The sequence below is a fragment of the Methanospirillum stamsii genome (assembly GCF_003173335.1).
Taxonomy (GTDB): Archaea; Halobacteriota; Methanomicrobia; order Methanomicrobiales; family Methanospirillaceae; genus Methanospirillum; species Methanospirillum stamsii.
The window spans coordinates 12,779-34,205 of record NZ_QGMZ01000020.1 but is presented as its reverse complement, the minus strand read 5'-3'; the positions used below and the strand labels follow the sequence as shown (position 1 = coordinate 34,205).

General features: G+C 43.2%; 16 protein-coding genes and 1 pseudogene. 6 read left to right on the top strand and 11 right to left on the bottom strand.

The annotated features are described in order from the left end of the window. The 3 genes and pseudogenes from DLD82_RS18620 to DLD82_RS11055 form a co-directional block, all read left to right on the top strand. Window positions 1–449 (top strand): annotated as a pseudogene (locus DLD82_RS18620) (hypothetical protein); the annotation flags it as partial. A 262-nt stretch (window positions 450–711) separates the two neighbouring features. Continuing rightward, window positions 712–1,296, top strand: a complete 585-nt coding sequence (locus DLD82_RS11060) for an META domain-containing protein (RefSeq protein ID WP_109941186.1) — start codon at window positions 712–714, stop codon at window positions 1,294–1,296. 88 nt (window positions 1,297–1,384) lie between these two features. Beyond that, window positions 1,385–2,851 (top strand): DUF2079 domain-containing protein, encoded by a 1,467-nt coding sequence (locus DLD82_RS11055; protein ID WP_109941185.1) that lies wholly within the window; start codon window positions 1,385–1,387, stop codon window positions 2,849–2,851. A gap of 21 nt (window positions 2,852–2,872) precedes the next feature. On the opposite strand, the gene DLD82_RS11050 is transcribed toward DLD82_RS11055, so the two are convergent. After that, complete coding sequence (locus DLD82_RS11050) at window positions 2,873–6,058, bottom strand: methyl-accepting chemotaxis protein (RefSeq protein WP_146199765.1); 3,186 nt, start codon at window positions 6,056–6,058, stop codon at window positions 2,873–2,875. 176 nt (window positions 6,059–6,234) lie between these two features. Beyond that, on the bottom strand, window positions 6,235–7,185 hold the full coding sequence (locus DLD82_RS11045) for a PAS domain S-box protein (RefSeq protein WP_109941183.1): 951 nt from the start codon (window positions 7,183–7,185) through the stop codon (window positions 6,235–6,237). 104 nt (window positions 7,186–7,289) lie between these two features. Here DLD82_RS11045 and DLD82_RS11040 point away from each other — a divergent pair, with 104 nt between their 5' ends. Further along, window positions 7,290–7,820, top strand: coding sequence for a response regulator (locus tag DLD82_RS11040; RefSeq protein WP_181391386.1), 531 nt, complete (start codon window positions 7,290–7,292; stop codon window positions 7,818–7,820). Here the strand turns inward: DLD82_RS11040 and DLD82_RS11035 are convergent. The 3 genes from DLD82_RS11035 to DLD82_RS18615 form a co-directional block, all read right to left on the bottom strand. Next, a complete protein-coding gene (locus tag DLD82_RS11035; protein WP_109941181.1) occupies window positions 7,809–8,363 on the bottom strand; it encodes a chemotaxis protein CheW in 555 nt (184 codons plus the stop codon). The genes DLD82_RS11040 and DLD82_RS11035 overlap by 12 nt on opposite strands. Before the next feature lie 28 nt (window positions 8,364–8,391). Further along, the gene (locus DLD82_RS11030; protein ID WP_109941180.1) at window positions 8,392–10,500 is read right to left on the bottom strand and encodes a HAMP domain-containing methyl-accepting chemotaxis protein; all 2,109 of its coding nucleotides are present in this window, start codon (window positions 10,498–10,500) and stop codon (window positions 8,392–8,394) included. Window positions 10,501–10,819: 319 nt separating this feature from the next. Continuing rightward, complete coding sequence (locus DLD82_RS18615) at window positions 10,820–10,978, bottom strand: hypothetical protein (RefSeq protein ID WP_181391385.1); 159 nt, start codon at window positions 10,976–10,978, stop codon at window positions 10,820–10,822. Window positions 10,979–11,006: 28 nt separating this feature from the next. Here DLD82_RS18615 and DLD82_RS11020 point away from each other — a divergent pair, with 28 nt between their 5' ends. Then, on the top strand, window positions 11,007–11,252 hold the full coding sequence (locus DLD82_RS11020) for a hypothetical protein (protein WP_146199764.1): 246 nt from the start codon (window positions 11,007–11,009) through the stop codon (window positions 11,250–11,252). Here the strand turns inward: DLD82_RS11020 and DLD82_RS11015 are convergent. After that, window positions 11,227–13,164, bottom strand: coding sequence for a sensor histidine kinase (locus tag DLD82_RS11015; RefSeq protein ID WP_109941177.1), 1,938 nt, complete (start codon window positions 13,162–13,164; stop codon window positions 11,227–11,229). The two genes, DLD82_RS11020 and DLD82_RS11015, sit on opposite strands and share 26 nt — an antisense overlap. A 468-nt stretch (window positions 13,165–13,632) precedes the next feature. Between DLD82_RS11015 and DLD82_RS11005 the strand changes: the two genes are divergently transcribed. After that, window positions 13,633–15,312 (top strand): cache domain-containing protein, encoded by a 1,680-nt coding sequence (locus DLD82_RS11005; protein ID WP_181391384.1) that lies wholly within the window; start codon window positions 13,633–13,635, stop codon window positions 15,310–15,312. A 25-nt stretch (window positions 15,313–15,337) separates the two neighbouring features. Here the strand turns inward: DLD82_RS11005 and DLD82_RS11000 are convergent, their stop codons facing one another. From DLD82_RS11000 to DLD82_RS10980, 5 genes are all read right to left on the bottom strand, one after another. After that, window positions 15,338–16,507 (bottom strand): RNA-binding domain-containing protein, encoded by a 1,170-nt coding sequence (locus DLD82_RS11000; RefSeq protein WP_109941174.1) that lies wholly within the window; start codon window positions 16,505–16,507, stop codon window positions 15,338–15,340. A 137-nt stretch (window positions 16,508–16,644) separates the two neighbouring features. Continuing rightward, window positions 16,645–17,481, bottom strand: a complete 837-nt coding sequence (locus DLD82_RS10995; protein ID WP_109941173.1) for an ABC transporter permease — start codon at window positions 17,479–17,481, stop codon at window positions 16,645–16,647. A gap of 11 nt (window positions 17,482–17,492) precedes the next feature. Further along, entirely contained in the window at window positions 17,493–18,434 is a 942-nt protein-coding gene (locus DLD82_RS10990; RefSeq protein ID WP_109941172.1) for an ATP-binding cassette domain-containing protein, read from the bottom strand. Further along, a complete protein-coding gene (locus tag DLD82_RS10985) occupies window positions 18,427–20,706 on the bottom strand; it encodes an ATP-binding cassette domain-containing protein (RefSeq protein ID WP_109941171.1) in 2,280 nt (759 codons plus the stop codon). Before DLD82_RS10985 ends, DLD82_RS10990 begins: the two co-directional genes overlap by 8 nt. After that, a complete protein-coding gene (locus DLD82_RS10980) occupies window positions 20,699–21,241 on the bottom strand; it encodes a PadR family transcriptional regulator (protein ID WP_219968359.1) in 543 nt (180 codons plus the stop codon). Before DLD82_RS10980 ends, DLD82_RS10985 begins: the two co-directional genes overlap by 8 nt. Window positions 21,242–21,427 lie beyond the last annotated feature (186 nt).

The window sequence follows — 21,427 nt, the reverse complement described above, 5'->3', positions numbered from 1 at the left end:
TAATATTTGTTAAGAAAGACTCTAAAATCAAAAAAGAACTTGAATCGTTAAAAGAATCAGAAAAAAAGAAAATCACCTACTGCTTTAAATTAAACAAAGATATGACAGTCATCAAGGGGGAGACAACCCTTGCCCTTTTGAAGCAAATATTAGATAAAAAGTCACAAAAATCTTTTGATTGGGCATTTGCTACCAATCAGGAGGAAATAAACCTCGATACGATTATTCCATCATACAAACGACGATGGAGAATAGAAACAGGATTTAGGGTTCAAGATGAAGCGAGAATCTCATCAAAATCTAAAGATATGAAAATTCGATACTTCTTTTTTGCATATGAACAAGTTTTACAACTTTTGTGGACTGCGCTTTATAAGGAGGAAGCTCCGTTCAAACAATTTCTACTTGAAATCTATGAATTGGCAAATGCTCGATATCACGAGCCATGAAATAGGAATGGTAGCCACTTTCATGGAACAGATACATGGGAGTGTAGGTCGACAAATATCAGACAATTGTCGATAGTAATCAAACACCAAAACCTCTTCATGAGACATAGTTTAAGCCTATACTTTCTCAACTTAGTCGTTCATTCGGAGATACTGTTGATATCACCATCATAGCAACTATCAAATCATTGTTTGGCAAAAACTCACTTTGATGAAGATATTTCAGTAATATTATTCAAGACTGAACCCCAAAATATATCGAATGAAAAGATACTCGGTAGCGTTGATTGTACTTCTCATTGCCCTTTCCCTGATGGCCGGATGTACAAGTCAGCCAGAAGAAAGAATTCCAGTTGTTGAACAGACAGAGACCATTGCCACTACTGAACCGGTTCCGGAGATAACAGAAGAAAAAGTAGCAGAAAAAACCCTTCCAAAAGCCCCGGCTTTCGATCCTTCCCTTTCCGGGACATGGTACCTGAAACTGATGTCTGAGCAAAATGGCACAGCACAAGTTCAGACCATAAGTCCTGATATTACAGTGGTATTTGAAGAATCCGGGAATATATCCGGAAACTCAGGATGCAACTCATATTCAGGGATGTTTACCCTGACCGGAGCAGAGCTTCCAGAAGGAAAGGGTATCACTATCAGTCCGTTGATATCGACCAGGATGTATTGTGAGGACAAGAATGAGACTGAAAAAACCTACATCCAGATTCTTCAGATGGCAACCAGTTATCTCGTGAATGTCAACGAAGAATTATCTATTATGGATGATGCCGGAAACACCCTGGTTTACCAGAAAGTTCCATACAGTGAGACTGCTGTCCCTCAGGGGAGTTAACTCTCCTTCTTTTCTCTTTTTGAGAGACTAAAGTGATACATTCATATCCGGGAGAATCAAACCTTTTCTGATAAAAACCCCGGACATTATGATAAAATATCACATAACAACGATTAAAAATTTCATTTGCACCCTGAGAAAGCCGGATATCTATGACGGCATCGTTGGAATATCAATTATTATTTATGCTGCCTTCTTCTCATATCTCTCCCTTTTCCGGTTCAATGCATTTCAACTTGAATTCGACCTGGTGATATTTCACCAGGCATTTCTAAATACGATTACCCACGGAGAACTCTTTACTAACTCGCTGGAGAATGCATCACACTTTGGGGTACATTTTTCCCCTATCCTGTTCACCCTCCTGCCAGGATACGCCATCTCTCCCGGACCACATGTCCTTCTCATCGCCCAGTCAGTTCTTCTCGGCTTTGGAGCTATTCCAATATACCTGTGTGGACGGGAGATCCTTGGAAAAAAAGCAGGAATCCTGATTGCACTCACGTATTTACTATATCCATCCCTGCATGGAGTCAATATCTATGATTTTCATGAAGTAGCATTTCTTCCCCTGCTTCTCGGTCTGACACTCTGGAGTTTTGTTACAGGCCGGAAAGATGCAATGCTTCTTTTTGGGCTTCTCTCCCTGTTTGTCAAAGAAGATGTTGCCGTAATCATTGGTATGATCGGAATTGTCGGATTATACCGGACCAGGGGAGGAGAATGGTCGGACAGGTGGCAATATATTGCCCTTTCAGCTTTGGCAGTGGTCATTCTGGCTACTTTTCTGTTTATTATCAGGCCAGCCTTTGCTCCGGATGGAAATCTCATATCCGGACAGATAACACAATACTTAAATCCGGCAGGAAACCTGGCGACGTATAATGAAAACCGGATAATATACCTCTTGATGACATTTATCCCGCTTCTTTTTATCCCCCTTCTGGCTCCGGAGATTATGGCAATTTCAATCCCCTCGTTCCTTGAAATCCTTCTCTCACAAAGTCCGTATTATTATAGCGTTTTTTACCAGTATTCAGCACTGGTAATCCCAGTTCTCTTCATCGCCACCATCCGGGGATTGGACCGGATAAAAATCCGGGAAGAAAAGTCCGGAAAAAAGATAATGATGCCTCTTTTATCTATGATCCTTATCAGCACCCTTATCTGTTCGTTTATCTACTCACCTGCAGCGACAACGATAAGAATAAACAGTGACATCGATGAAACGGCCATGAATGAGCATCGTGAGTTTTTAATCCAGGTCTTATCAATAATTCCGGAGGATGCATCCGTATCCACACAATATAATCTTCTGCCATATGTCACCACTCATAGCCGGATATGGGCAGATTACCAGGAACAGGCAGATATTATTCTTATCGACGGCACCTTTCCTAACCGGGCTGCTGACTTCAATGATGATGCGATAAAAATTGAAGAGCATTTCCTACCGGTGATTACCGGAGACAATGTCTACCTTTTTGTCAATAAAAAAAGCAGCAAAATACAGTCAGAACTGGCTGAACGAATACAAATAACTACTGCAGGATAATTAAAAAAAAGTGTCCCGTTATTAAACGGTAAATTTCTTCATTTCATGGGACACACTATCAACAATTGTTACAACTGATGCCATAAGTTTACTTATCTCCTCCAGAGAGGCAGTAGCTTCCTCGGTTGCTGCTGCAGAATCTCCGGCTTCATGAGCGGTACTCTCAATCATATTCGAAACCTCCTGGATACTTGCCGTAACCTCTTCAACTGAAGCAGCCTGCTCCTCAGATGCTGAAGCTACCTCGACAATATTGTTGTTAATCCCCTCGATGGTATCTGCAATTTCAGTAAATGCCCGGACCGTCTGCTGTAAGGAATCTCCTCCTTCTTTTACTGCAGTAGAAGAGAGTTTCATCGCTTCGGTTGCTTTTTTTGTCTTATTCTGAAGCTTTCCTATCATTCCGGTAATATTCTCGGCAGACCTCCTCGAATCCTGCGCAAGTGATTTTACCTCTGCTGCAACAACTGCAAACCCTCGTCCTGCCTCTCCGGCTCGTGCTGCTTCAATAGCCGCATTCAGGGCAAGCAGATTTGTCTGGTTTGCGATATCAGAGATAAGGTGGACAATCTTTCCTATCTCATCCATCTCATGATTAATGTCGGTAACAATCAGGTTCACTTCTTCTGTTGACTGGGTAATCTCATCCATTGCATGTTCAGACTTTTCTGCAAGGTCAATACCTTCACGGGCAAACGTATTAGCCTGATTCGAAGACCCGGATACAGCTTCAGTCTTTCGGGAAACAGCCGCCACCGTCTCGTTCAGATCTTCCATGGCACGGAGGACCTGCCGGATTCCTTCACCCCCGTTCTCTGCATTCTGACTGACTTTATTCGCGTTTATTGCAATCTGCTGTGCTCCGGCAGATACCTCTTCGACCGTTGCATTGGACTGTTCTACATTGATCGACAGGTCATTTACCTGCTGAATAATGAGATTGACAGCGGCTGATACCTGAACACCAATGCTGTTCAGAGCGTTCTTTAATGCAATCCAGTCACCTTCGGCATGAACAGCCATATTAAACCGGTCCTTAAAATTGTAATTGGCATAACTGGTACAAAGCCGCATAGCCTCATTGGCCGGTTCCATGACACTATCAAGGGTCTCATTAATTCCTTTCATTACTTTTTGGAATTCGCCATGGTACCTCTCAAGATCTATCCGGGTTGATAATTCCCCGAGAACTGCCTTTTCAGAGAGGTGAATCGCATCAGCGGTTAAATTTTCAAGGTTTATGAGTAATTTATCCACATTTCCATTAATCACCTTAAACATCTCTTCCGCTTCCTTTGCATGAACATCCGCCCGGGTAATCTCCATATTCAGGGTAAAATCACCCTCGCTGAGTTTTTCTATGTTGGCAGATAACCGGTCAACCTCGGCTTTTAAAAAGGCAATAAGAGAGAGTTGTTCGGTGAGGTCCTGCACCGTTTCAACATACCCGACACTGTTTCCCTGGCCGTCTAGGACAAGTGCGGTCGTCTGCTTACAGGATGAACCCATCCAGTCAAAGTATGTCTCATTCTCTCCGGTGGTTTTGAGCTGGGTGATACCACACTTGTTTGTTTTACAGATATTGGCATTAGCAGTATGACAGGGAAGACCATACGCTGATTCGCGGTCTTTGATTACCCTGTTATCAATGAGTAGTTTTTCAAATGCTTTGTTCAGGAATGTCCATCTCATATCCATGTCCATGACATGAATGGGAAACGGAACAGCATCCAGAATTGACTGGTAATATGCTATCTGGTTCAACTGGTCGGTAAGGTCCTGCACCGTCTCAACATACCCGATTGTCTCTCCTTTTGCATTGACCACCTCTTTTGTGACCTGTTTGCCGTTCATTCCCTGCCACTCAAAATAACTCTCCGTAACTCCTTTTGTCCGGAGCTGGTGGATACCACAGCCTTCTGTCCGGCATATTGTTGCATTAGCCGTGTGGCAGGGAAGACCCATTGCGGATTCACGATCTTTAATTACCTTGTTCTTTAAGAGAACTGCTTCAAAGGCCTTGTTCATGAATGTCCAGTTCATATCAAGGTCGGTTACATGAATCGGGAATTGGACCGCATCAAGGATGGAACGATACCAGGCCACCTTGTCTGCCATGGCATCCACAGTGGCATTCAGCCCTTCTATGACCTTTCGATTATCTCCCTGGTGTTTTAAGACATCTGCACGGACATTAAGATCTCCTTTTACCAGAGCTTCGGTCACTGTTTTAATATCGGCGATTACTGCCCCATAACTGTCATGTACCATCAAAAGCCGTTCATTCATCTTTTTAAATGCCTCATACTCAGCTTTTGTGTACTGGTCCGGTTCATTGATCTTCAGATTGAATTCCAGGTTACCTTCTGCCAGTCTCTTCAGGTTCTCATCAATCCGGTCAACTTCCCGTTTGGTATATTCCTGGACTGAGAGAATATCGGTAAGGTCCTGCACCGTCTCAACATACCCGATTGTCTCACCTTTTGCATTGACAACCTCTTTTGTGACCTGTTTGCCGTTCATTCCCTGCCACTCGAAATAACTCTCCGTGATCCCCTTTGTCCGGAGCTGATGGATACCACAACCTTCTGTCCGGCATATTGTTGCATTGGCCGTGTGACAGGGAAGGCCTAATGCTGATTCACGGTCTTTTATAACCTTGTTCTTTAAGAGAACTGCTTCAAAGGCCTTGTTCATGAATGTCCAGTTCATATCAAGATCGGTTACGTGTATCGGGAACTGGACTGCATCAAGGATTGACCGATACCATGCAACTTCATCGGTGAATGCCTCAATTTTTTTGGTATTCGCTACTTCTTTAGAGATATCCAGAATTGTCATCAGGAACGAATCTTCTTTGTTCCAGGTCACCGGAACAAGGGTTATTCGTACCGGAAAAAGAGCCTTGTCAGATTTTATAGCAATGAGATCCCGTGAAACGGTATTGTCCGGCGATACCTGCCTCATAAGAGATGACAAGGTAGTTGCGGCAGAGGTATTATCTTCCTGTTCCGGAGAGAAAAGAGTTACAGGATCTCTTCCGGAATCATCCCCATCAAGGTGAAACAGTGTTTTAAATGCCTGGTTTCCATATTCAATCGTATTGTTCCGGATAACCAGGGTTGGTACCGGCAAAACCTGAATCAGTTTCCGAACGGTGTCGCAGTCTGCTTGTGATAATAAGTCTGCATAATCATGTGCTGTCATTTCTTCCCCCACAAGTTCATTCTCCTGAAACTTTTTATAGATAATGGTGTCCAAAAAACGAACCGAAAATAAAACTAAAAAAAGAGATTTTCTAAAAAAAGAGAAATATTCTAAGGTTTTTGTTAATTATTCAACTGGAGAGAAATATACACAGATTTTGAGGGCATTGAGAGGTATTAATTTACCTCTAGCTGGTGATGTAATTTAGCAATTTCTTTTTCCATTCGTTTTCTTCCGGAGATATCACGATAAATAGCAGCAGTACCAATGACATCGCCGGAAAGGCCATACACCAGTGATACACTGAGAGAGATATCAATTAGCGTCCCATCTTTACGTTTTCTTGAGCACTCATATTGATTTATCTGCTCCCCCCTCATAACCCGGTCATGGAGTGAAATGACTTCAGTGTATCCGGGTGGATGTATAATAGTTATCGGTTTTCCTATAACTTCCTCTGCAGGATAGCCAAATAACCGTTCTGATCCTTTGTTCCAGACACATATTTTCAGGTTTTTATCCAAGGCGATGATTGCATCTTCAGAATAGGTAACAATAGCTGCAAGGAATTGGAGTTTATCTTCAAGTTGCTTCTTTTCGGTAATGTCTTTTACCACAATGGAGATCGTTGAATGATAGTTTACTATCTTCCCCTTTGATAAGATTAACTCGTAGTATTTATACTGGTTTTCCAGATAACCTTCACAGGAGAAATATTTCAAATCATCCCCCTGATAATTTTTTAGAAGATTTACGATATTTACCGATAAAAAAAGGTCAAGATGAAGGACATCAATCCGTTTTCCAATAACCTGGTCAAGAGTTACCTTACAGAACTGAAGAGTTGATTTGTTCACGAACAAGATACGAAAATTGTTGTCCAAAATGACAATGAGATTTGAAGAGATGTTACATAGGGAATTAGCAGGTAATTCAGAGGTAAGCAGGTACTTTTTCGCTTTTCCAATCTCAAACAAAGATACCTGTCCGGAGAAATGCATTTGATCCAGATATCGTGACAGAGTAGTCCGGGATATTCCTATCTCACGGGAAATTTCTGATATTGACAGGGGTTTTTCCTGAGTTTTTAAATATTTTATGATGGTATTTGTCGCATCCGGAGTCATATTTTATTAACTTCAATTTTCACTTATTAATGTATCCTTATTGCTCATCAATAACCAGGTTTATAATTTCTGGAGAGGATAACGTAACTAGGACAATGCCCTGCATGGATCATCAAAATAAGGAAAAATTAGATATATCTCCGGTAAACCTCCTGTATGTTGATGATTCCCTGACAATGCTAGATATCATCAAAACCACTCTTGAGAGAGATAAGTACATTACTGTTCAAACCTGCGATTCTCCTGAAATTGCTCATCCGCTTATTATAAAGAACCGATATGACCTCATCCTTTCAGATTATGATATGCCGGATATCAACGGGGTTGATTTTTTTATATCGCTTAGAAAACAGGAGATTAAAACCCCTTTTGCCATTTTTTCAAGTTATAATCTCTCTGAAGTAATGAGATTTAATAACGCCATATCTCCACTTTTCATGACGGATAATTGTATTGACAGAAAAAAGTATGATAAAGAAATAATTCAGAGTTCCATTGATAATAATCTTTTTTTTATTCAAAAATCCGGATCCTTTAAGAGACAGATAGATAATATTTATAAAATGATTACAAAAGTAACTGACATTATTCCAAAAAATGATTTTTTAGGGAAGGAACTTATTTCAGAGATATGACTCAATCGAGTCACGTATTGCCTTAATATCCAGCCAGAGAATAAGTTTTTGACTCTCATTATCCCCGTTTTTTTGCATCTTTCGAATTACTCCCAGAATATTCCTTGAGTTTTGTTGACTATCAGTTGATGTTCTGTCAATTTCAGTCGATTGATAGGTACTCACTGATGCGACATCATCTACAAGAATACCAACAGGTTTTTGTAATTGGGTATTGTCAAGGATTATAATCCGGGAACGGTTTTTCATGCCATTTTCATCGCTCAGATTCATCAGTTTTTTCAAATCGATGATCGTTGTAACTGATCCTCGAAGATCAATTATTCCCCGGATATAATCGGGCGTATTTGGAAGAGGAGTTATTTCAGGAGGAGAAATAACTTCCCTCGTGTGAAACAGATTGATTGCAAAGTAATCATGACCGAGTATGAATTCCACAAACTGCATGTCATTTTCTATCTTTTTGGCCTGTTTCAGCCGGCTATGGGTTTGTAAACTGTGTGTTAAGGTTCCGGGAGAGACCCCGGTCGCATCTGAATTCATGGTATAATTCACCTCTCTATTCAGAAATCTACCCGTTCAGTCGGGATACTGATTCATTGATCCTGGCTGCAACAAGGGATAAATCATTGATGATTCCGGATACCTGGTTGAGAGCAGCCGAAGATTCTTCTGTTGCTGCAGCAGATCCCACGGCTTCCCTTGCTGTTTCAGAGGACATATCCTTAACTTCAGTGACACTTGCTGTAATTTCCTCCACAACTGCGGCTTCTTCTTCGGATAATCCGGCCACTTCACCCATGTTATGTGAAATTTCTTCCACCTGCGATGCAATAGTATGGAAAAATTCTATCGTATCGGTGATTGCAACAGATCCTTTTGCCACCTCGGTGGTTGCAAGGTTCATTGCCGATGCAGCCCGGTCAGACTGGTGTTGAAGTGAGGTGATGATCTTAGCAATATTCTCGGCCGACCCTTGTGATTCCTGGGCAAGGGTCTTTACTTCATCAGCCACGACGGCAAAGCCTAATCCTGCTTCTCCTGCACGTGCAGCTTCTATTGCAGCGTTTAAGGCAAGGAGATTGGTCTGATCTGCGATATCACTGATTATTACAACGATTTTATTGATCTCATTCATCTGGTCACGTATCTCGGATATTATCTTACCGACATCGCTTACCGCACCATTTATCGCAGTGATGCCACTTTCTGCTACTGCAGCCTGCTTTACGCCCAGGGATGTGGTATCCTTCGCACCTAATGAGAGTTTGTTTACCGCTTCAACCTTTGATGCGATGACAGTTACAGAAGATGATAACTCTTCCATGGCAACCAGTACCTGCTGAACAGAATGCAGACTGTTTTCAGCGTTGGTGCTGACAACCGATGAACTCTGGGCAACAGACGCTGCACCAGCGGTTAACTCTTCAACACTTGCAGCTGCTTCTTCTGAAGAGGCAGAAAGATGTCCTACTTGTTCAGAAATATCGGATATTGCAAGTGAGAGTTCTGAACCGATGGTGTTCAGGCCATCCTTAAGAGCTATCAGGTCGCCTTTGACTATGACATTTTCATCAAACCGGGCAGAAAATTTTGCGTGAGAGAAGAGTTCAGCAACCCGGAGTGCTTCATTGAGCGGAGTTGTTATGGCATCAAGCATATTATTGATACCAATGACAATATCCTGGTACGCTCCGGTAAACCGGGTAGCATCACTCCGGGTTTTAAGTTTTCCTTCCTGTGCTTCGGATATAAGATATTCTACTTCTCCGGTAATGCCCTTGATTGCATTAATCAAATGATTGAATGCCGGTGCTATCTCATCTTTATCATCCCGGGGAGGAATCGTTAATGAGAGATCCCCGGATGCTATCTGCTTCATCCCTCCCAAAATAACAAATTGCAGATCATCTGACCATTTATCCATTGCTTTTGACAAGGTACCAATTTCGTCTTTCCGGTCCATCTTAAGACGTAAACCAAGATGACCGGTGCTCATTTCGGTCATACCAAATACTGCCTTTGCAAGTGGTCCGGTAATACTCCGGCTGAGTAGTATTCCCATTGCTATTGCAAAGATCGCCCCAATAAGAATGCAGATTACCAAAGTAAGAGTGAGATTTGAAACAGTCTCTGCTCCTTCAGATTTGAGTGCCTCAGCATCCTGTCGGTCTTTTTCAACCAACTCATCAATAGCTCCGGAGAATGCTTTTCTCTCTTTTACCAACCCTCCGGTAGTAAGTGCAATTGTTCCAGCTTTTGTATCATCAGCATGAACAAGGGTATCGAAATCAGCTAAAGCTGTTTTGTAATTTCCCCAGGCAACAACAGCCTTATCATAGATTGTTTGTTCTTCTTCAGAAATAATATAACTTTCATAGGCGGAGAGGCTCGAATCTATTTTTTTTATCAGTTCTGCAATTTCAGCCCTGCTATTCTCCCGGGTCTCCGGGATAAAAAGTAAGCCGGGGGGGTTTCCCCGGAGATGCCAGAGATCAGACTGCATTGATTCCAGAATATCGGTTGGAATAAGTTGATCATCATACATCTGATTTAGATACTGATTAGTAGTCACGACCCCGGAATACCCCATTACTCCGACCAGAACCATAATGATTACAACAGCAAGAAACGAAAAAATCAGTTTCAGGCTGATAGAGATATCATCTAGCCATTTCATACAATTTCCCCAATCAAAATGTGTGAGGCTCTAATTGAACCATGATGCTATTTATGGAGATGCTCGTTGTTAATCAATCAAAATAAGTATTTATATGATTATCCAGTGATTTAAAGGAGAATATAAGATTGACGGTAAAAAAGGACGTGCTTAGGCAACCGTAATAATTTCTATGAAACTGGCGATTTCACGGAATTGTTCATAGACTGCCGTGCATGATTCCAGGAAAATGAGGGTTACATTTAATAAAATAAGAAGTATTATGAGAAAATCAAAACCCCGATCCGGTTTGGATTCATGGTAGGTATCATCGATTACATCAAAGATTCTGTTCCTCAGCGATGTATCTGAATCCAATCTTATCAGGGTGTTTATCTTTTTTTGAGAAGAAAATTATGTCAATGACTCCTTTCCGATGATACTGATGGGTAAGAGGCCCTTTTGGAAGGAATAATGACCCTTCCGGATGGATATTCACATATATGTTCCTGTTCCTCCCCGGTCACATGCTTCCTGCAACAAAAGACTTTTACGAGTCTGAAAAGGCAATGTGCGACAGGTATTTCCCGGTCTTTGAAACCTGTGTGGACTTGGCAGAATCGTTTCCAAACTCAGGGATTACGAATAATATAACAGGCAGATATGACGAGATATGTGGCATGATTCAGGAGAGAATTCCAGGAACCGTATGTTACGGCAAAAAAGATGCAGTAAACAGAGATTTATTCAATTTTCACTCATTCTTTGAATAATCCTGTACCGGTCCTTTGGAATGATTATCTCAAATCTGACCCCCTCCCCCCAAGTTCCGTTCTCGATGATCTGCATATCATTGGACTCCAGAACTTCCCTGATAAAAGCCATCCCGATTCCGGTCCCTTTTCCATAACCACGACTGAATATCTTTTCCTTCTCATCTTCAGGGATTCCAAACCCATTGTCCTGGTAGATAAGTGAACCTGACTCATTCTCTTCAAAGGATACCCAAACAGTATCTGCGGTTTCTCCATGCCGGATGGTGTTATCAATAAGATTGTAGAACACTTTTTTTATGAGCCGGTCGGTCTTGATCTCCAGGTTTTGACAAGTATGAGTTATTGTGATCCTGCCGGAGAACTCAATCTGATTTTGATCCAGAATTTCTCCGATATTCTGCCATATGGTCCCATCTTCCTCGATTTTTTCATAATCGTAGGTAAATGAGAGGAGCATGGTGATTTTCTTTACAACATTTAATGCCCGTTCTGCATATACAGAAATTTCGGATTTCTCTTCAAGTTCCGGAATTAATCCAAGATATAACTGGAGAGAGGTAACCTGGTTTAAAACATCATGTCGTGTTATCTGTGAGAGCTGGGTCAGCTTTTTATTTGCACTGGCAAGAGATTTTTCTGCGTTCTCCCGAAGGAACAATTCATGTTCAAGAGATTTTTTTTGTGTCTCAATTTCTGCGATGTATTCACTGATGCTGGCAACCATCCGATTGATACTGTGCCGGAGCATCTCTGTTTCACGAATGCCAGTACCCCGGACTGAATGGGAAAGTGAAGAAGAGGCGATAATCCCGATATCTTCGGTCATCATGGTAATAGGTCGTGAGATATATCGTGAAAGATACTGGGCAATTACCAACCCTAACACCAGTGAAATGATTGTGATGATAATAAACCCGATCTTGTAATACAAGATTATTTCTTCTATTTTTTCCTTGCTAAAAACAAGAATTCCAACAAAACTTCGCTCTGATCCTGACAGGGACCTAACCGAAGAGAGATCAACATACTGGAATGAGATTACCTGGTTTTTCTGAGGGTTTTCAATAACAAATGATTTTTTGGATTCAAACGTCTGATTTAACAGGTTTGTCAACTCTTCCCTGGTTAAAACGCCGGTAACCGAAGGGAGAGACAGGGTAATATTCTTTGTCCAGAACGTCTGTTTGCGATACGCTTTATCATATACCTCTAAATGAACAATATTCGGGATATTCATGGCATCTTCGATGATATCCTTCAGGGAGGAGAGCATCTGATTATGCATCAGGGAATAATTTTCATTTCGAAGCCCGAGTTCCAGGATATATGTATGGTCAGAAGTCGGATGGTATCCATATTTCCAGTATAATTTCGGGTCATAAAAATCCCGGATCCAGGGATCTGATTTGAACTTATCTCCCTGGAGAAACAGAGTAAGAGAGGAGAAAAAGTCTGGAAACTGGCTGAAATCCATATTTTGATCCCGTTCATATGTCGTAAACTCAACTACCCCGCTTTTATTAATCATGAATAGTTCTATCTCGCCTGGTACTCCGGAAGAGATATTTTTTTTAAGAGAGGTGAGGTTAATTAAAGAAGGGTCATGCCGGTTATCTTCGTAAGCCTCAATAAAGGATAACATCCTGTCCTGAAGAAGAAAATCGTATTGGGCATCAAAGGTTTCAATTCCGTATTCTGTCAGAATTGCCGATGAAATAAAAGTCTTTTCTGCCTGCTGCCGGGAATTATTAAATTCAGTAATGACCTGGTTGATGGAAAAAACATAGAGAGTCCAGGAAATCAGGACAATAAAGATGAAAAAGATCAGGGTAATTACAAGGAACAATCTGGTACGGTAGGAGGGGTAATCCTCTGGTTTACTCCCGGATTCATGTTTTTTTCCTGGCATTAATATTTGCAATACCCATTTATAGCTTCATTTTTGTTCTGATATCTAATTAATATATGTTTTTATTTTTAATTTAGGTATAGAATATATCAAATTATTTATAAAATCCTAATTCCCCTGAATTTCTTTTAAATTTTTTTTAGATAAAACTGGATCCTACAAAAATATATTATTCATATTTTTCGGCATGCCATCAGAATGCCGGGTTGTATTATACACCAAGTGAGATTTCACAATAATCCAGCCAAATGAGAACTCTGTCAATTCCTTGTAGTAACGGGGAGATACGTACATCAAACCAAAACTGGTATTATTCCCCGATGTTGTACGGGTTCCAACATTCTCTCTATGTGAATATCCCATCAGTGAAATGGGAACCAGCTGCCATACTGTTATTCTGTTTGATGATTTTGTCATTCATACCCGTTAACCGACATGTTTATTGCATTCACAAAAAAATGCGTAATTATGAATACCAGGTGTATCCTGCTGATACTAATAATGTTTCTTTTCTACCCGGGATGTGGAGAAGAATTGACTAACGAATCGCTTTTTGACAAACCTTCACCAGATGAGATGAAACCTGCTCTTGACACCATAACAGAACAGATCTTGCAGATGCTAAACGAGGTTCGTGAAGAAAACCGTCTGAGTGCAGATGCTCTGGTCAGCACAGGAACATCCGGAGATGAAGCTGCGAGGGCCCTTTCTTTAAAACTTGATAACATAACCTACAGCCATTCATCCCTGATAATCTCTCCGGAGAACGTGGTTACGACAGCCGCTCCGGAGCAGTATGCCAGTCTTATCGGAACCGACCTCTCATACCAGAATGAGACAATGTTTGCAACAGAAAAGCAAAGTCCGGTAGTCAGTAATATCTTCTATCTCGAAGAAGGATTTTACGGGATATCCATCAGTTATCCTATTTTTTCCGGTGAGGAATACCTTGGATATACCGATGTTACCATCCGTCCTGAGGAATTTTTCCATCCGATAATCTCACCGTTTACCGAGCAGACCGGATACGAGGTCTTTATCCTGCAGACGGACGGAGTAACCGTTTACGAAACGAGCGAGGTCGAAACCGGTAAAAATGTCCTGACAGACCCCCTGTACGACACTCCGGAGATGAGAAATGTTTCCCGGGCCGTGATTGACAACCCGGAGGGAACGATTGAATATTCATTCTGGAACCGGTTCTGGAACAAACAGACAGAAAGACAGGCTGTGTGGAACACCCTTACTCTTGATAACCAGGAATGGAGAATCGGCGTTGTGCGGGATATCAATGGATCTGCTGATGAATCCGGTACTCCTAATGAACAAACCGGAGATGTCAATGCCAGCATTGCCGGGTTGACTACATTTGTTGAGGATGCAACAGTATTTGCAAAGTCTACCGGAAAGCAAGAGGCATGTGATGTTTTTAACAACCTCTCCGGACCATTCGTGAAAGAAGATCTGTACATCTTTGGATACGCAAACGATGGAACCACTCTGGCCCTTCCCTATCAACAGGGCATTGTTGGAAAGAACCGAATGGATCTCACCGACATAAACGGATTATCCATCTTTTCCGGAATTAAGGGTGCAGCACAACGGGGCGGAGATTACCTCTATTATGTATATCCAAACCCGAATAACGACTATCAGTACCAACTGAAACTGGTTTTTGTAAAACCAGTAGATGACGACTGGTTTATCGGCTCCGGAATTTATCTTCCCTGGATTGAGGCAGAATTAGATCCTGAAGAGATAAACGTCCTGGTTGCCCGGGTAAAACAGGCAGTCAGCCATGCAGAAAAGGTTGGAAAAGAACAGGCACTCGATGATTTTAATAACCTGGATCAGCCCTATGCAAACGGGGGAGAGTATATCTTTGCCTATGATTATAACGGAACAACCCTTGCACTTCCGTTCCAGCCGGAGTTAATCGGCACAACCCGGATGGACTATACCGACCAGTATGGAGCACATATCATTTACCAGGAGATTGATGCAGTAAAACAGGGAGGCGGGTTTGTCTATGTAGTTTATTATAATCCGGATACCGGAGAAAATGAACTTAAACTCTGTTATATACTCCCGGCAGGTAATGACTGGTTTGTGGGGTCCGGGATATACACCGGGACAAATTTTCAATAATTTTTTTAAACCGCGGTTTTTTAATTTAACCTGCAATTATTTCTTTTCTATAAATAACAGCGGTGAAAAGGCATCCTTCCCGATCATCTATGAGATCGATATCTGACCATATCTCAACTGCTCTCCTGATACCTGAACCAAGACCACGGTAGGGGAGTAGTCCTTTCGCAATAAATGAGACCAGAACCGGGTTTCTGATGTTTGAGTTCCCTTTACGGATCTTCTCAACGGTGAGATTATTCGGGAGGTTGCCAGGACTGATTATCTCAATCCGGTTGTCAAAGATAAAAATCCGGATAGGGGCACTTATCAGATAATCCCGGTGCACAAGAGCATTCACCAATAGTTCTTCAAACACAACGGGAGGGATTTCAGGTATTCCCGGAGTATTAACACCTCTTCCAGCCTGAATCTTATGAAGATTGCGCATAATAAAGGCCATTGCATCGTCAAAAATCCTCTTGAGCGGGCCGGAAAAGTCTTCAGTATCGATGTATTCACTGACATGAATGGTATTTCCGGGGTATCTTACCGACTTTACAATAAACTGGGGTTTTATCCATTCCGGGTGTTCGGTGAAGAGGAGGACTCCTGCAAGATTAAGCACACCTTCTTCGGTTGCAAGGTTCATATTCTGGAGTAGTATCCGGAGTTCATCAGGATCTTCCGGAAGGGGAATATCAAAGGTTTTTTGAAGAAAATCCCGGAATCGGAGTTTGTCTAGTTTATCAATTCCTGTCTTGGTGGGGAGCTCATCAGCATGGAATCTATCAACACTCTGAAAAAGACGGCAGAGTTCTTCTCGTGAATTGATCTTTCGCTTGTCTGCACCAGTCTTAAACCAGATAACTCCATTTCTATCAAAATATGGTTTATCCTGCCCTTTGGGAATAGTAAGAGCGATGACTATCCGGTTATTGCCGACAGGGATATTCTCTGTTTTTACCGTCAAAGGACTTTTAATATGCTGGGAGGCTGCATTGCTGATTATCTGATTTATCCGGGTAACATCTGAAAAACAGAGCCCGGGAATTGAACCATCATCGCTGACCCCGATGTAGATGACACCTCCGTCAGCATTTGCAAATGCTGCCATCTCAGATGCCAAGGAATCTGCATTGGTGATATTTTGTTTGAACTGATGATTACTGTCTTCACCAAGAGAAATTTGAGAGAGAAGATTGTCAGGTATCATCTTATTAATAATCCTTCATGTCCGGCATGGATGTATGTTACTATCAGGAGTATATGTTATTCAATTTTTTTCTGTATTTCGGTCAGAATGATTCTGAACTCATCAGTGAAGAGACTCTGAAATGAGTTAAGCAGGGTTCAGGTAATAACCGACTGCTCAACTGCCCGGAGAGCGAAATAGAACGTCACCAGTGCAAATACCAGAAGATAGATGAACGATATCAGAATCTCGGTGCTGCTGAAGAGAAATTCCAGCCCGAGAGCACTGAAATGATCGCCCATCGAGAAGTATCGAAGACCATTGGAAAGATGGGTCAACGGATTTATAAGAGCAATCTCCTGCAGGACCGAAGGAAGTCCGGCCGATGGATAGAGAGCATTTGACGCAAAGAACACTGGCATGGAGAGGATCGTCGTGACTCCCTGGTACCCTTCCGGTGATGATGTTTTAAATGCAACATAGAGTGATATACAGAGCACTGCTGCTGAAAAGACAGCAACAAAGAGGACCATTCCAATCAGTGAGATAAGAATCCCAATACCGGTCTCTCCGGAAAAGAAGGTCACACCAAGGACTATTCCAAAGACGATGATGATAACCGTCTGAATCAGTGACTTCGTGACAGAGGAGAGAGATATCCCGATGATCAGATCCCGCCTTGGCATCGGACTTGCCATGATCTCCCGTAAGATCCCCCAATTCTTGTCAAAGAGCACTGAAAATCCCCCGTACAGGTTAGCAAAGAGGACGGTTGCAGCAATCATCCCCGGACACATGAAGGTCAGGTAATCATAGGATATCATCCCTGCCGGTGCAGAACCACCACCGAGAATACGTTCAAAATTTCCTGCCATCCCAAGACCGAAGAGAGCAAGCCAGAGGATGGGATGAAGCATCGAGGTGAAGAGTTGATCCTTGAATCTGACGTACCTTCGAATATCCCGTTTGAATACCGCTATAAATCCAAAAACCATATAGTTCACCTTTAGTCCCGGATCTCCGTTCCGGTGTAGTGCATGAAGACATCATCCATCGTAGGTTTTTTCAGACTGACCGACCTCACGGTGATACCCTGTTCATCCGCAGCCCTGATGATACCGGGAAGCACCAATGCCCCGTCGTTTCCGGAGAAGATGAGCAGCTTCCCGTCACAGGGCTGAATCCCAGTTATCCCGGGGATCTCACGAATCCGGGTAGATACGGAGTTGTTATCACTGGTTTCAAGATAGATGATATCTTTTCCAAGGCCGGATTTGAGTTCATCCGGGGTCCCCCTCTTTATGATCTCTCCATGATCGATGAGTGCAATCGAATCGGAGAGGATATCTGCCTCATCCATGTAATGGGTCGTCATGAAAATGGTGGTTCCTTCCTGGTTTACCATTCTGAGATACTCCCAGGTCTTCTGTCTCGTCTGAGGATCAAGTCCGATGGTCGGTTCATCAAGAAAGAGAATCTGCGGCCGTGTCATCAGACCACGGGCGATCTCAAGTCTGCGTTTCATTCCGCCGGACAGGGTGCTGACAAGTGCATCGGCCTTCTCCTCAAGCTCCACCAGGGCCAGAAGCTCTGAAATCCGCTTCATCTTATTATCCCGGTTCATCTGGTAGATATCCCCGTGAAAGTCAAGTGTTTCCCTGACCGTCATGTCCTTGTCAAGCGTTATCTGCTGGAATACAATCCCGATAGACTCCCTGACTTTGACCCGGTCAGTTCGGAGATCATATCCTGCAACGGTGACCGTTCCTTTTTGCATCGGAAGAAGTGTGATAAGGGTATTTATCACCGTCGTCTTTCCGGCACCGTTTGGCCCGAGAAAAGAGAAGAATTCCCCTCTCTTTACCGTGAATGAGACATTATTTACCGCCTGTACATCACCATACGCATATGAAAAATTGGATACATCCAGTATTACTGAATTACTCATACGTCACCTTAACCCTGCAATTCTGCACCTGATTCGTGCCAAATATCTCGCTCAGGAACCGGCCGGTTACTGATTCTGTATTCGCCATGATCTCCTCCGGAGTGCCGCTAGCCACTACCTCCCCTCCGCTGCTTCCCCCTTCCGGACCCATATCAATGATATAATCTGCCTGGCAGATAACGTCCAGGTTATGTTCTATCACGATGACCGAATTCCCGGTGTCCACAAGACCATGGATGATTCCAAGCAGCCGCTCGGTATCAGCCATATGAAGCCCGGTTGTCGGTTCATCCATCACGTAGATATTCCCCTTCTTATGAAGCTCGGTTGCAAGTTTTAACCGCTGTGCTTCGCCTCCGGAGAGTGAACTGAGCGACTGGCCCAGCCGGAGGTAATCAAGACCGACCGATTTGAGGACTGAAAGTTTTCTCCTGATCTCCGGAGTCTCAAAGAAATCAATCGCTTCACCAACGGTTTCATTTAGTATTTCGGAAATCGTTTTTCCCTTATACCGGAGAGCAAGCACATCCGGACGGTACCGAAGGCCGCTACATTCATCACAGACCATCACGACATCATCAAGGAAATGCATGTCCATCTTCAGGATTCCAAGCCCCTTGCATTTCGGACAGGCACCTTTCGAATTGAAGCTGAAGAGAGATGGTTCGGTGCCGGTTGCCCGGGCAAACTCTTTCCTTATCTGGTCAAAGATTCCCAGGTATGTCACCGGATTAGACCGTGAACTCCGTCCGACTGCTGACTGATCAATGACGACTGCATCAGGGTGTTCTTTGCAGAATACTCCGTGAATGAGGGAACTTTTCCCACTCCCGGCAACTCCGGTCACACAGACCAGGACTCCTTTCGGGATAGAGACCGAGACGGTTTTCAGGTTATGAAGGATAGCATTCTCAATTCTGAATTCACCATTTGGCTGCCTTCTTACGGGTGCCATTTCCGCCCGACGGTTCAGGTAATCTGCCGTCTTGGTTCCTGAAGTATGAATCCCGCTAACCGGGCCGCTATATGTTATCTGACCCCCGTGGATTCCTGCTCCTGGCCCGATATCGACCAGGTGGTCAGATGAGAGAATAACTTCAGGGTCATGCTCCACGACAAGGATGGTATTCTTCCGGTCCCGAAGTTCGGTCAGTATCCGGGTCAGGTTCCGGATATCACGGGGATGAAGTCCGATGCTTGGTTCATCAAGGATATAGACGAGATTTACCAATGTACAGTCAAGTTGTTTGGCAATCTTGACCCGCTGTGCCTCACCACCGGAGAGGGTTGCCACCGGTCGGTGAAGAGTAAGGTATCCGACGCCGATATCGATAAGATACTGGATGATGAGTCCCATCTTTCGGGCAATCGGAACTGCATGCGGGTGATCAAGGGTATCAAGCCAGGAGAGGAGATCAGGCATCTCCAGGTAAATCAGTTCAGGGATTGTTCTTCCAGCAACTCTGACCGAACGTGCCTGCTCATTCAGCCGTGAACCATGACAGGAGGGACAGATCTCATACCTGAAGAACTGGGTATATGCATCAGAATTCTCTTCTTTGTTGATATAGGTCTTTTTCAGTCTGCTCAGTACTCCTTCATATTGTGCCTGGTACTTCTCCCCAAACCGTTCACCCAGGATAGTCGTCTGGGGATGATGCATCAGATTATATCGTCCCTTCTCGGAGAGTTCTCCCACTGGACAATGAGGATCAAAGAGTTCTGATTTCATCAGCGACGACCAGTAGTACCCACCCTTTTTGTACTGGGGATGCAGAATGGCTCCCCCTGCAACGCTTTTTGAAAAATCAAACACCTTATTCTCATCGATGACCATCAATTGTCCAAGACCACTGCATTCAGGGCACATTCCTTCTGCATTGTTGAACGAAAAGAGGTTTGATCCTCCGATGAACGGCTCTCCGCACCGGGAATAGAGGAGACGAAGGTAGGTGTAGAGTTCGGTCATGGTTCCGACCGTGGACCGGATTGTCTGGCCTGGTCTCTTCTGATCGATGACGATGACCGGCGAGAGATTTACAATCTCATCCACGTCCGGCCGGGTTATCTTCGGGAGCATAGAGCGTTCAAAAGTGCTGAAGGTCTCAATAAGCTGCCGCCGTGCCTCAAGGCCGATGGTATCGAACACGAGAGAGGATTTCCCGCTTCCGGATACTCCGGTAAAGACCACAATCTGGTTCTTCGGGATAGAGACCGAGATATTTTTCAGGTTGTGAACCCTGACACCGGAGAGCTTTATGTCCTCACTCATTTGATTCCTCTCCGCTCTCTGTATTGAACTCATCAAGAAAACTGATAACCCATTCCCGTTCTGCCTTCATGAGAAACTGCCTCCTCTTTGACAGGGCAAGATTTCCTACCGCACATTCGTGTTCAAGAAGATACTTCTCCAATTCCTTGTAGCAGGTAATACGTTCATCAATTGACTTCAGATATTTGCCCAGGACTTCGTTCACCTCTTCCGTCGTCAGAATGCTGAGATTTGCAAGAGCCAGATCAATCTGGTGAATACTGACCTCCAGTTCAGACATGATCTCAACGATCCTCTCTTTGAGTTCCTTTTTTCCTTTTTCGGTGATGGAATAGATCTTCTTGACCTTGTTGGTATCAGTGACGGTCAGGTTCACGTCTACGAGGAGTTTCTTTTCAAGTTTTTCCAGAACTTTGTAGATAGATGAGAGTGAGATCTCGGTCCAGTACCGCATGTCATGTTCCCATACATTCTTTTCAATCTCATACGGATACATCGGTCTTTCAGAGAGAAGCCCCAGGAGGGCCGTCTCCATGTTCGAGATCGAGCTCATACAATATTGTACTAATACAATACTATTTAGATACATCGTTGGATTGAGCATAGAGACAGTATAGCACGGCAGAGAAGGAAACGGAAAAATTCGTGTAATAATGGTTATCGGTATTTTTCTGCGGATAAAATGCGGAGACATACAAAAATCCTGCCCCGTTTTATACCC